The following is a 12,475-nucleotide window of genomic DNA, read 5'->3' on the forward strand; positions in this document are numbered from 1 at the left end:
AAAATCAGTTGACCCCATCCAAAAATTAAGCTAGCGTGAGAGACGCACGCCAAGCGATCGTGCTATGGGAAAGGAGTTGGGAGGATATGAAGCGACTTCGTATTGGCCTCGGAGCTTTCTTCCTGCTCGCCGCCTTGCTGCTAGCGGGGTGTGGCGAGCTCGTCCCTCGCGGCCAGGGATGGGTCGAGGGCTACGTGGTGGACAAAAAGGGCGGGGAGCCCGTGCCTGGGGTTGAGGTTAAAAACCCAGAGAGCGGAGCCACCGTCGCCACCGACGACCACGGCCACTACCGGATCAAGGTGCCAGCCGGTATTCAGACCCTGACCTTTCACAAGACAGGACGCGCCGGGGCAAAAGTGACCGGTCTCCTGGTGCGCCCTAAGGAAACCACGTACTACAGCACCATTCTGCGCCCGGCCTTCGACCCCGACCTGCCAACCACCCCCCCAACCCTGGTGGTCTCCGAGGCTTACGCCAAGGACGGCGAAGCCCGCTTTACCATTCAGGGCCAAGTGGCAGCGCCGGACAAGAACGGTTTTTACTTCCTCGACGTGGGCGCGGGTGCCCCTGGCGGAAGCTCGGGCTACCTGAACGGTACGGTGCAGCACGCTCGCTACTTCGACTTCGATGGCACGCACCGGGAAATGAAGATCGCGCTCAACGGGCTTACCGGCTTCGTGCCCATTTACATCGTCGCCTACGACATGAACCGCAACCGGACCGAAGTCGTCCGATACGTTCACGTCGAGGCCACCAGCGAAGAAACGCCAGCGTCCCCACAGGAGCTCTCCGCTTTCGCGGTGACCTTCGGCGACGTCAGCGTATTCGGCACGCTTGGCCGGCACTCCATGCGCGAGGTGGTGGCCCTCTTTAAACAGGGCAACTTCAAGGCGCTCGCCGAACGTTACGCGAAGCGGCCAGCCCCCCTCGCCGACCCCCGCCTGTCGCAGGCCGTGGGTTGGGTGGAGCTCAGCTTCCAGTACCCCGACGGCGCGCCGGAACCGGACCAGTTCGAGATCTGGCGCAAACGCGAGGATGAAGCGGATTATCAGCTCATCGCCCGCGTCCCCAAAGAGGTCCTGCAGACCGAGCACGGCTACCTCTTTCGCGACGCGAGCCCTGGCCTCGAGCCGGAAGTGCCGCTTTCCTACCAGGTCGTCGCGGTGAAGGGCGAAAACAAGAGTGAGGCGGCCACCACCGAAGCCACCCTGCTCAAGCCCTTCCATGTCGAAGCAATCAGCCCCGCGGATCACGAAACCGGCGTGAGCCTGGAACCGATCTATGCCCTCAGCGTGCAAAACAGCAGCGATGTGAACGCGATCGCCGTCCTCGTGTTGGATCGCGAGCAAACCGACAACTTCAACACCGCCTTCCTCTCTCCGGTCCTTTTCCTCCCCGGCGAGGACGGTGCGGTGGATCCCTTCGGGCTTGGGGGCATCCCCCACGGCCTGGTCGAGACCGAAAGTGGTTACGGCTTAGCCTCGATGCCTCTCTTCCCCTATCACGCCTACGACTGGCAGCCGATTGCGATGACCTTCAAGCGCGATGACGCGGGCAACATCGTCGCGGTGAGCGTCGCCGCCGACTTCTTCAATCTGGTGGCGCGTGCCTTCGGCGTCCCGTTTGCCGTGAAAGACGGCCCGGTGAACACCTTCGTCACCGGCGACGGCGCCGGACCCCAGTAAGGAGGAGCCTAAGTGATGCGCAAATGGATCGTTTTCGCCATTCTCTTCACGCTTCTCATCAGCGGATGCGGCCGGATCAGCGCCCCGGCGCGTTCCACCCCCGAAACCACGAAGCCTCTCCCCGGGGTCGAGGGCGTGCGCTATTACCCCGGTCAGTTACTCGTCGCCTACCGCGACCCAGCGGTTCTTGAGCGCGTGGCCAAGGCCCTTGGTGGCACCGTCGAGCACGACTTTTCGCTGCTTAAGATCGGCTTGTTAAGCTATCCAAAGCACCTGCCCCTGGAAAAGGCCAAGGCCATCGCGGCCCGCATCCCAGGAGTCCGCTACGCCCAAGCGAACAAGCTTTACCCGGCAACGCCGCGCGAAGAACGGCTGGCAGAAGCCACCGCGCTGGCTCAAGCGCTCGGCGATCCCGACCTCGCCAAGCAGTGGATGCATCGGCAGCTGCACACCCCCGATGCCTGGGCCAAGGGGATCACCGGGCGGGGGATCCGTATCGGCATCCACGACACCTTCATGGACTTCAACCACCCCGACCTCAAGGCCAACGTCGCCTTCCCTGGGTTCTACGGCACCACCGCCGAACTGATCTGCCCGGACACTCCCTACAACGGGGTCGGCGAGCACGGCACCGAGGTCGCGGGCACCGCGGCGGCGGTCGCCGACAACGGCATCGGTGGACGGGGCGTCGCTTACGGAGCCCAGATCGTTCCGCTCTCGATCGACGATCCCGATACCGGTGACCTGACCACAGTGGGCATCATCAACGCCGCGCAGTTCGCAGTGCTTGGTCCGGAGGGCCTAGGCTACGACGTCCCCGCAGGCTGCCAAACGGGCACACCACCGGCGGATGGGGGTCCTTACGTGGACATCGTCAACATGTCCTGGGGAAGCATCGCCTACGATCAAGTCACCAAGGACACAATGGACTTGATGATGATGTACGGCATCGTCTTGGTGACCTCCGCAGGAAACACCCCCACGACGGGATTTGCCGATCCTGCCTGGCTTCCTGGCTTGATCACCGTCGCCGCGACCGAACCCACCGGTCAGCGGACGGCTTTTTCGAACCGCGGGCGGCATCTGACCGTGGCTGCACCGGGTGAGAACATCTGGACCCCGACCACCCGAGCCTGTCTTAAGGCCGACCCCACAGGGGCAAGCTGCCCAGCGAACGCGGCGGACTACGCGTTTGTGAGCGGAACGTCCTTCGCAAGCCCCGCGACCGCGGGCGTCGCCGCGCTCGTTATGGAGGCCGCTGGAGGCCGGGGCAGCCTGGACGCCCGACAAGTTCGGGCCTTGCTCAGTCAAACCGCCCAGGACGTGCAGAGCGACGGCTATGACGAAGATCTCGGTTGGGGCATCGTCGACGCCGCCAAGGCCGTGGACGCCGCCCTGGCCATCAAAAACGGCGAAGCAACCGCGCCCCTTCCCGGCGCCCAGGTCGTCTTCACGGTCACCGACCAAAACACGGGCGTCGGCCTGCCCATGGTCGGCGTCACCCTTGAGCGGCTCGATGGGGACCGCGGCCCCGAACTGAGCTTCACCCAAACCACCGGTACGGGCCTCTTTAGCAGCATGGGTAAGGCTTATTTCTTAAACATGGATCCTGGCCGGTACCGGGTCTATGTGAGCGGGCCCTATCCCGAATCCGGCGTGAGCCCTGACACGACCAGCTTCGATCTCGACCTGCAGCCAGGCCTCAACCAGATCACCGTCCCTCTCGATGTGACGCTCCCCGAGGACCCGTACGAACCCAACGATGAGCTGACCTCGGCCACTCCGGCCGCGGTGGGCAAAACCTACAACGGCATCCTCTACGCGCAAGGCGGGAATGACGCCGACTACTACCGCCTCACCCTCAGCGCGGGCACGACTTACTACTTCAACACCGAAACCCGCACCGGAACCGCTGACCTCTACCTTGCCATTTACGACGAGAACGGCACCTTACTCGACGCCAACAGCGGCAACCAGGACTTCACCGACGACGCGCTCTTGATCTTCACGCCTCCGAGCGATGGCACCTACTACCTTGAGGTCAGCGACGAACGTGGCGGCAATAGCCCGTTCAACGCCTACGCTCTGGACATCGCGGTGATGACCGGTCAGGAAACCGAACCCAACGGCAGCGCCGACGTCAGCGGGCAAACGATCAGCAATCCCGATTTCTCCCAGGCTCAGCCGATGGCGGTCGGTACCGCGCTCGCCGCCTCCATCGATCCCGGAAACGACGTGGATATCTTCGCGCTCCAACTCTCCGCCAACGTCCCCATCGTCGCTGACACCGAAACCCTGTCCTCGGGCCAACCGGACACGATGATCGCGATCTTCGACGACCAAGGCGACCTAAAGGCGTTCAACGACGATTACACCGGTCGGGAATCCCGGCTCGAGTTCACCCCCGCCGGCAACGGCATCTACTATCTGGTGGTGGCGAGCTGGGACGGCGGCAACCCTCAGAACGCAACCACCGGCAACTACACCCTCTCGGTCACCGAGCTAGACCAGCCCTAAGCCTAGGTTGACCAAGAAGGGGGGCTAAGGCCCCCCTTCTTCCTGCACGTGACGGGCGTAGACCTCGCCCCTAAGGTCGGAGACCAGGGTCGCCGCCACCCAGACCCCGTCGCCGGCGCTGACCGCGGCGTAGCTGGGCGCGGGGAGGCGCAGCCGTCCGGCGGCGTAGACGTTGGGGTAGCGGGTCCGGCCAAAGGGATCGGTCTCCAGGGTCGCGCCCGCGGGCTCGAGGCCCAAGAGCGCTCCCAGGCGCGGGTCGGTTCCGGTGGCGAGCAAAAGCCGCTCCGCTTCCAGCGCCCCGCCGCGATCGGTGCGGACCAGGAAGACGCCCCCGCGATCAGCGACGTCCTCGCCATAACCAGCAAGAAACGCCACCCCCGCCGCCTCGCCCTGGCGCCGCAGGTCGGCGAGGAGGGCCTCACCGCTGGGGGCGTCCGGCCGCCCGGGGAAGTCCAGGACCGCGACCGCCCGCCTCAAGGGGCTGGTCCCGGCGTCCAAGAGGGCGACCTTCAGCCCCGCCTGGGCCAGGAAGAACGCGGCGGAGAGCCCGGCAGGGCCGCCGCCGACGACCAGCGCGTCGTAGACCGGCATCGATCTCATGCTAGCACGCGTATAATCGCCCTGTGCCCGAGCTGGGCGACGGCTACACCATCCTCGAGACCCAGGCCAAGGAAGGGCCGGTGGAGGTCTACCGGGTCCAGGGCCCGGCGGGCCCGGGCAAGGTCTACTGGTTCGAGGTCCACGACCCCGAGAGCCGCAACGCCTTTTACCGCTACCGCAATGCCTTGAAGAAGCTGGAAAAGCTCGAGGCCCTGCCCCCGGGGCTGGAGATCAGCAAACGCCCGGGGCGGCACTTCGTCTACTGGCCCGAGGTCCCCGCCGCCCCCCTGAGTCGCTGGCAGCGGCGGCGGCTGGGAACGCTGGAAACCGCGCTTTCGCCCCTCGGCTACTCGCTCAAGCACGCGGCCTTGGGGGCCCTCGACGGGCGGGCGACGGTCCTCGACCTCCCCCCCAAGCCCGAGGACGCCCCCCGCGTCCGGGCGCCACGGGCGTCCGGGCGGCGCTACCTCGGCCTGGCCTACGTCCTCTTGCTGCTCCTGACTGGCGGCGGGTTCTGGGCGCTGGGCCTGGAACGCTACTTCAACCCCCCGAGCTTCGTGCTGCCGGACCTGCGCGGTCAGCCGGCGAAGGCCGCCCTGGCCGCGCTCAAGGGCAAGGGGCTTTGGGTCGTCTTCGAGGAGAAGAGCGATCCCGAAGCCCCGGCGGGAGCGGTGCTCGAGACCCTGCCCCCGCCCGGCACCCGGCTCAAGCCCGGGCGCCAGGTGCGGGTGATCGTTAACGCCCCCGAGGTCAAGCCCGTGCCCCCGGTGCTGGGCAAGAACCTGGCGGCCGCGAAGGCCGCGCTCGAGGCCGCCGGGTTCCAGCTCGGACGGGTGCTCAGGAGCCACGCCGATCGCCCCGAGGACACCGTCCTCGCGTCCTCCCCTCCCCCGGGAAGCGAGCGGCCCGCGGGAACCCCGGTGAACCTGGTGGCCTCCGCCGGTCCGGCCCCGGAGGAGACCTTGGTCCCGGACCTTGAGGGCCTGAGCGCCGAGGAGGCCCAGCGCCTCCTCGCCCTGGCCGGGCTGAAGGCCAGCCGCGAAGCGACGGTCCCCGCACCCCTGCCCGAAGGCCAGCTGATCGCCCAGGCCCCCCGGGCTGGGGCCCTGGTCGAGGTCGGCACCCCGGTCGTGGTCTCTCGGGCCAAGCGCCCGGAGATTGCGCTGCCCCCGGAAGCCCCGGCCTCGCTTCCCGCAAGCGGCGAACCCCCGCTGCAAGACCTGTTGCCTCAGGCCGATCAGGCCACGAAAAGCCTCCCCCTCAAGCTCAGCCTCCCCCCGGAGCTCGAGGGCCAGCACATCCGTCTCACGGTGACCGACGCGGCGGGCACCCGCGTGCTCTACGAAGGACCAACCCAAAAGGGCTGGAAGCTCGAGGGCCAGGTGCCGATCCAAGGCGAGCGCGCGACCTTTCGTCTCCACGTCGGCGACCACCTCTACCAGGAATGGGAGTCCAGCCCATGAACGAGAAGTTCATCATCGACCAACTGCACCACGAGGACGCCTGGCGGCTCTTTCGAATCCTCGCCGAGTTCGTCGACGGGTTCGAGGTGCTCTCCGCGCTGGCCGCAAAAACCCCCCTGGTCTCGGTCTTTGGGTCGGCGCGCTTTGGCCCCGGCCACCCGGCCTATGAAGCCGGCTACGCGCTCGGGCAAGCGCTCGCCAAGGCCGGGTTCGGGGTGGTCACCGGCGGGGGCCCTGGGGTGATGGAGGCGGTGAACCGGGGGGCCTATGAAGCCGGGGGGATCTCGGTGGGGCTGAACATCCAACTGCCCCACGAGCAAAAGCCCAACCCCTACCAGACCCACGCCCTGACCTTTCGCTACTTCTTCGTGCGCAAGGTGATGTTCGTCCGCTACGCGGTGGGGTTCGTGGTCCTGCCTGGAGGCTACGGCACCCTCGACGAGCTCACCGAGGTGCTGGTGCTGATCCAGACCGAGAAGGTCCACCGCTTCCCGATCGTCGCCATGGACCGGGCCTACTGGGGGCCGCTCAAGGCCTGGATCGAGGGCACGCTCCTCCGCGAGGGGGCGATCAGCCCGGGCGATGAGGCGCTCCTCGAGCTGCTCGACGACCCCGACGCGGTGGTCGCGCGCATCAAGGCCTATGGCGCGACGCCGCGGGCTTGAGGGTCGCTTTTGGGACGACGGCCTGGAGGCCGTCGTCGGGCTGGACGAGGTCGGGCGCGGGGCCCTCGCAGGGCCGGTCGCGGTGGGCGCGGTGATCCTGCCCCCGGGGCGCTGGGACTTCGTCGACTCCAAGACCCTCTCCCCCACCGCGCGGGAGGCCGCTGCGGCCAAGGTGCGCCAGGTTGCCCGCGCCGCTGCCGTCGGCTGGGCGACGAACCGCGAGGTGGACCTTCTGGGGATCAACGAGGCCACGCGGCTCGCCGCCTACCGAGCGCTCGCCAGGCTGGGGCTGGTCCCGGACGCGGTGATCGCCGACTACTTCTCGCTGGAGGTGGGCCCGGTCCCCTTCCTGCACCCCGAGCGCGCCGAGGAGAAAAGCCCCTCGGTCGCCGCCGCCTCGATCCTCGCCAAGGTCGCCCGCGACCGGGTGATGGTCCACCTGGCACCGCGCTTTTCCGGCTACGGCTTCGACGCCCACAAGGGCTACGCCACCCCCGCCCACCGCCGGGCCCTCCAGGCCCTCGGCCCCAGCCCCTTGCACCGCCGAACCTTCCTCAAAAGACTAGAATAGGAGGATGAACGCCCTAAGGCTCGGCCTGCTCCTTTTGGGCCTGTTCGTCCTCTCGGCCTGCCGGGTGGTGATCGAACCCGCGGGGAGCGAGGTGAACCTCGCCTGGCGCTACGCCTCGGGGGAGATCCTTCGCGACTTCGCGCCCGACCGCGGCCCCGGAGGCGCCTACCGGGTCGGGGAGGAGGTGCGCTTTTTCCTCTGGCTCAAGCGGCCCGGCTACCTCACCCTGGTGGTCGAGGACCCCGACGGCCGCCGCTACGCGCTGGAAGAGGACCTCTGGCTCCCCGCCGGCTGGCAGACCCTGCCCCCGCCGGGGCGGGTCTACCGCGCCGACGAGCCGACCGGGCTGCACCGCGTCTACGCCTACTACGCCTCCGCCCGGGGCGGGGTGCGGCTCGCCATCGTCGGCGGGTCGCACCGCCCCGCGCAGGCCTTCTTGCGCATCGACCAGCGCATCGTCCACGACGCCGCGAGCACCTACCTCTACGTCCTTCCCTAGGGCATCGGGTGGGCCAGGGCGAGCGTCCTGACCCGCTCGCGCAGGGCCTCGCTCGGGCCCTGGGTGAGGGCGGTGTCGATGAGCTCGGCGACCAGCGGCATCTCGTCAGGCGTGAAGCCGCGGGTGGTGATCGCCGGGGTGCCGATGCGAATCCCGCTGGTCACCCGGGGCGGAGCGGGATCGAAGGGGATCGCGTTCTTGTTCACCGTGATGCCCACCGCGTCGAGCCGGGCCTCGGCCTCCTTCCCGGTCAGGCCCTTGGGCCTGAGGTCGACCAGGAAGAGGTGGGTGTCCGTCCCCCCGGAGACGATGCGGTAGCCGCGCTCGGAGAGCTCGGTCGCGAGGGTCTTGGCGTTCTCCACCACGGTGCGGCTGTAGGCCGCAAAGTCCGGGGTGAGGGCCTCGAAGAAGGCCACCGCCTTGCCCGCGATGACGTGCTCCAGGGGCCCGCCTTGGATGCCGGGGAAGATCATCTTGTCGATCTTCTTGCCGATCGCCTCGTCGTTGCCCAGGATCAACCCGCCGCGGGGTCCGCGCAGGGTCTTGTGGGTGGTGCTGGTCACCGCGTGGGCGTGGGGCACGGGGCTGGGGTGCAGCCCGGTGGCCACCAGCCCGGCGATGTGCGCCATGTCCACCATCAGGTAGGCCCCGACCTCGTCGGCGATGGCCCGGAAGCGGGCGAAGTCGATCACCCGGGGGTAGGCGCTGGCCCCGGCGACGATCATCCGCGGGCGGTGCTCGAGCGCCAGCCGACGCACCGCCTCGTAGTCGATGCGCTCGGTCTCCGGGTCCACCCCGTAGGAGACGACCTGAAAGAGCTTTCCGGAGAAGTTCACCCGGGCGCCGTGGGTGAGGTGCCCCCCCGCGGCCAGGTCCATCCCCAGGATCGTGTCCCCGGGCTTGAGGAGGGCGAGGTACACGGCCATGTTGGCCTGGGAGCCGGAGTGGGGCTGCACGTTAACCCACGCGGCGTCGAAGAGCCTCTTGGCGCGTTCGATCGCCAGCGTCTCGATCTCGTCGATGAACTGGCAGCCCCCGTAGTACCGGCGACCGGGGTAGCCCTCGGCATATTTGTTGGTCAGGACGCTGCCCACCGCCTCGCGCACCCCGGCGGAGACGAAGTTCTCGCTCGCGATCAGCTCCAGCCCCTCGGCCTGGCGGCGCGCCTCGGCGTCGATCCAACGAAAGGTCTCCTCATCCCGCGGAATCATGCCATGATGATAAAGGATGCCACAGGTCAACCTGTACGCCACCCTGCGCGACCTCACCGGAGAAAAGCACGTCCAGCTTCCCGGAAAGACGGTCCGCGAGGTCCTCGAAGCGCTCTTTGCGCGCTGGCCCGAGCTGAGGGAGGAGCTCCTCGAAGGCGACGCCCCGAAGGACGGCTACTCGATCTTCGTCAACGGCCGGGACATCCGCTACCTCCAAGGCCTCGACACCCCCCTCGAGGACGCCGACGTCCTCGACCTCTTCCCCCCGGTCGCCGGGGGCGAGCGCATGGTCTTTGGCGGGGTGAGCCCCGAGCAGTTCGCGCGCTACCTCAAAAAATGGGGCGGCACGCCGGATCCCGACGGCTGGTGGCGGCTCGAGGGAGCACGGGTGCGCTTTTGGGAGGAAGCCCCCACGCAGGTCGGGGCCTGGGCCGTGGCCCGGATCGGGGTCGAGGTCGAGGGAGAGGAGGCGCCGCGGTGGTGGCAACGGATTCGCCTGGCCTGCATGCGCGGGGGCGGGTAAGCCTGATCCCTTGCGCGCCGGCGGAGGCGATCGCGCGCCGGCGGATGCACCCCGAACTCAACGTCTTCCGGCCTCCAAAACGGCAGCAAGAGGCCCTGATCGAAATCGCCAAGAGCCCCGACGGCTGCGTGAGCCTGGCGGTGGACGGAGACACGATCGTCGGCTACGCCGCGTTCCACCGGCCCGACGCCTTCGAGCGCTGGGGGCAGGACGAGACCGGGGGCATCTACGAGCTCGGGGCCGTCGAGGTGGCCCCCAGTTACCGCGGCCAGGGGCTGGCCAAGCGCCTCTTGGAGACGAGCTTCGCCACCGGCCGCTTCGAGGACAAGGTGGTCGTGGCCACGCTCTACTACTGGCACTACGACCTCGAGCGCACCGGGCTCTCCCCCTTCGCCTACCGCGAGCTCCTGGAAAACCTCTACCGCTCGGTGGGGTTCTTGCCCTTCGCCACCGACGATCCGGACATCTTCGCCCACGCCGAGAACGTGCTCATGGCCCGCATCGGCAAGGACGCGCCCGAGGAGGTGGTCAAGGCCTTCCACGACCTGCGGTTCCAAAGGGACGAGGGGCCCTGGGGGTTCATTTAGACGCGCCAACCAGGGGCACCCCGAGCGCCTTGGCCTGGTACATGCGGGCGTCGGCGATGCGCATCAGGTCCTCCATGGTCTTGGCGTCGTCCGGGAAGCAGGCGACGCCAAAGTTGGCGTCGAGGCAGATCCCCTCGAGGCAGACCCCGCGCACCCGCTCCGCGTAGCGCAGCACCGCCGCGCGCGCCCCTTGGCAATCGGTGTCGGGCAAGAGGAGGGCGAACTCGTCCCCACCCCAGCGGAAAAAGAGGTCCCCGTTGCGCCGGGTCGCCTCCAGGGCCTCGACCACCCGGCGCAGCGCGAGGTCGCCGAAGTCATGGCCCAGGGTGTCGTTGACCTCCTTGAAGCGGCGCAGGTCCATGACCACCAGCGCCAGCGGCCGGCCGTGACGCCTGGCGTAGGCGAAGAGCTCGCGAAAGTAGTGTTCGAAGGCGCGGCGGTTGGGCAGCCCGGTGAGGGGGTCGGTGAGGGCCGCGCGCTCGAGCTGGTGCCTGAGCTCGATCTCGTGCAACAGCGAGGCCACCTCGACGGCGAAGGCCCCGGCGACCTCCAGCGACTCCTCGTCGAAGGCCCAGGGCTCGCTGAAGGCGTCGAGGTTCAAGACCGCGAGGACCCGCCCCTTGTAGCGAATCGGCACGCAAAGGTTGGCCGCGATCTCCAGCACCCGGCCCGCGCGGTCGATCGTTTCCGGGTCCGAGTGGCGGTGGCTTACTTCGGCGATCGAGCGCTCCTCGCGGGAGAGGATCCGGGCCTGGCCGTCGTCAAAGCCCGGACCGCACCAGTCCCGCATCGACGTCGGCGTGTGCTGAATCGCCTTGAGCCCCTCGAGGTCGTAGCCCACCGCGGCCCGGTAGACGAAGGCTTCCCCCTCGCGCACCAAGAGGCTGCCCCCCTCGGCACCGGGGACCAGGTCCACCGCGGTCTCCAAGAGCGCCTGAAAGAGCGCGTCCTCGTCCTCCTCGGAGAGGCGCTTTTGCAGCGCCAAAAGGGCCTCGAGCCGGCGCTCGATGAACCAGCGCCCGATCGCCGGGGAGAAGATCCCCTGAAACAAGCCGAGCACGTTGCGCTCCCGGCGCCGCCAGGGCCCGGCCTGCGCGCGGCGGATCGCCAGCACCGCGCGCGCCCGGCGCCGCCCCCAAAGCGGCAAGAGCGCCAGGGCCCCCTTGGAAAAGACCGCTCCCCGGGCCTCGGCGAGGTCCTCGACGTAGAGCGGACGCTTTCCCCGGTACACGCGCCAGATCAAGCCCTCCCCGAAGGCCAGCCCCTCCCCGTCCAAGCGCCGTTGCTCGGCCTCGTCGAGCTGGCCGGCGGTGACCAACGGCCGGTAACGCCCCCGGTGCTCGTACAACAGGCTCGCGGACCTGGCCCCGAAGGCGGCAACGACCCGCGCAAGCGCGGCGCGGAAGGCCGCCTCCCGCTCGCCCGGTTGCACCAGGTCCCGCCCCAGGGCGATCAGGACCTGCGCGATGCCCCGCTCGTAGACCAGCGTCAGGCGTTCCGAGAGGAGCTCCGCAAAGCGCTGCCAGACCCGCACCTCCTCTTCCCCCAAGGCCTCGAAGGGCCCAACGGCGAGGATGGCGTAGGGATCGTCCTGAATGAAGAGGGGAAGGTAAAGGCGATCGGCAAGGAGCACGACCCGACCCTGCTTGAGAAGGGCCTCGGCCTCGGCAGGGCAGCCCTCGGGCAGGCAAGCCGCCTCCCAACCGAAGACCGTCGCCTCACGGCGGGCATGGGTCCGGATCGCGGCGGCGACCTCCGCGAGCACCCCTTCCGGGGTCGTGCCCTCCCCGCTCGCCAGGGCTTCCAAAAAGAGCGCCAGATGCTGGCGCAGGCGCCGCTCCCGCCGCAGCCGCCGGCGCAAGAGCCAGCGCAGGGACTGCCCCGCGACGATCGCGAGGAAAAACGCGAGCGCCAAAAACCAAAACACCTCGCCAAACCCGTCCTCGCGATGGTCGAGCAGCAAGAACCCCAAGGACACGAGCGCCGCGTAGAGCCAGTCGTAGCCCACCGCGAGGGTGCCGACGGCGATCAGCGCGAAGAGCTCCCAAAGGGGCCAACCCGAGAAGGCCCCCAGCACCGCGACCGCCGCGGCCAGACCGCCCACGGCCCAGGCGGCGATGAACACGGTGCGGGCTTCCGTGCGCTGCGGCATGG

11 protein-coding genes are annotated in these 12,475 nt (G+C 68.4%); 8 read left to right on the forward strand and 3 right to left on the reverse strand.

Annotated features, from left to right (window positions below; genetic code table 11):
• The first annotated feature begins 86 nt into the window (after positions 1-86).
• The gene (locus ACZ48Y_RS05140) at positions 87-1,685 is read left to right on the forward strand and encodes a carboxypeptidase-like regulatory domain-containing protein (protein WP_464739399.1); all 1,599 of its coding nucleotides are present in this window, start codon (positions 87-89) and stop codon (positions 1,683-1,685) included.
• A 15-nt stretch (positions 1,686-1,700) separates the two neighbouring features.
• The gene (locus tag ACZ48Y_RS05145) at positions 1,701-4,202 is read left to right on the forward strand and encodes a S8 family serine peptidase (protein ID WP_464739401.1); all 2,502 of its coding nucleotides are present in this window, start codon (positions 1,701-1,703) and stop codon (positions 4,200-4,202) included.
• Positions 4,203-4,226: 24 nt separating this feature from the next.
• On the opposite strand, the gene ACZ48Y_RS05150 is transcribed toward ACZ48Y_RS05145, so the two are convergent.
• Complete coding sequence (locus tag ACZ48Y_RS05150; RefSeq protein WP_464739403.1) at positions 4,227-4,793, reverse strand: NAD(P)/FAD-dependent oxidoreductase; 567 nt, start codon at positions 4,791-4,793, stop codon at positions 4,227-4,229.
• 32 nt (positions 4,794-4,825) lie between these two features.
• Here ACZ48Y_RS05150 and ACZ48Y_RS05155 point away from each other — a divergent pair, with 32 nt between their 5' ends.
• The 4 genes from ACZ48Y_RS05155 to ACZ48Y_RS05170 are packed head-to-tail and all read left to right on the forward strand — an operon-like array spanning position 4,826 to position 8,000.
• Complete coding sequence (locus ACZ48Y_RS05155) at positions 4,826-6,265, forward strand: PASTA domain-containing protein (RefSeq protein ID WP_464739405.1); 1,440 nt, start codon at positions 4,826-4,828, stop codon at positions 6,263-6,265.
• Complete coding sequence (locus ACZ48Y_RS05160; protein ID WP_464739407.1) at positions 6,262-6,930, forward strand: LOG family protein; 669 nt, start codon at positions 6,262-6,264, stop codon at positions 6,928-6,930. The genes ACZ48Y_RS05155 and ACZ48Y_RS05160 overlap by 4 nt, the downstream gene beginning before the upstream one ends.
• Positions 6,908-7,501, forward strand: a complete 594-nt coding sequence (locus ACZ48Y_RS05165) for a ribonuclease HII (protein WP_464739408.1) — start codon at positions 6,908-6,910, stop codon at positions 7,499-7,501. Before ACZ48Y_RS05160 ends, ACZ48Y_RS05165 begins: the two co-directional genes overlap by 23 nt.
• 4 nt (positions 7,502-7,505) lie before the next feature.
• Positions 7,506-8,000, forward strand: a complete 495-nt coding sequence (locus ACZ48Y_RS05170; RefSeq protein WP_464739410.1) for a DUF4384 domain-containing protein — start codon at positions 7,506-7,508, stop codon at positions 7,998-8,000.
• Here ACZ48Y_RS05170 and glyA read toward each other — a convergent pair.
• A complete protein-coding gene (gene glyA, locus ACZ48Y_RS05175; protein ID WP_464739411.1) occupies positions 7,997-9,211 on the reverse strand; it encodes a serine hydroxymethyltransferase in 1,215 nt (404 codons plus the stop codon). The genes ACZ48Y_RS05170 and glyA overlap by 4 nt on opposite strands.
• A gap of 16 nt (positions 9,212-9,227) precedes the next feature.
• Here glyA and ACZ48Y_RS05180 point away from each other — a divergent pair, with 16 nt between their 5' ends.
• Complete coding sequence (locus tag ACZ48Y_RS05180; protein ID WP_464739413.1) at positions 9,228-9,734, forward strand: ubiquitin-like small modifier protein 1; 507 nt, start codon at positions 9,228-9,230, stop codon at positions 9,732-9,734.
• Positions 9,692-10,321 (forward strand): GNAT family N-acetyltransferase, encoded by a 630-nt coding sequence (locus ACZ48Y_RS05185; protein ID WP_464739415.1) that lies wholly within the window; start codon positions 9,692-9,694, stop codon positions 10,319-10,321. The genes ACZ48Y_RS05180 and ACZ48Y_RS05185 overlap by 43 nt, the downstream gene beginning before the upstream one ends.
• Here the strand turns inward: ACZ48Y_RS05185 and ACZ48Y_RS05190 are convergent.
• On the reverse strand, positions 10,314-12,473 hold the full coding sequence (locus ACZ48Y_RS05190) for a GGDEF domain-containing protein (RefSeq protein ID WP_464739417.1): 2,160 nt from the start codon (positions 12,471-12,473) through the stop codon (positions 10,314-10,316). The genes ACZ48Y_RS05185 and ACZ48Y_RS05190 overlap by 8 nt on opposite strands.
• Positions 12,474-12,475 lie beyond the last annotated feature (2 nt).

The sequence above is a fragment of the Rhabdothermus arcticus genome (assembly GCF_055382915.1).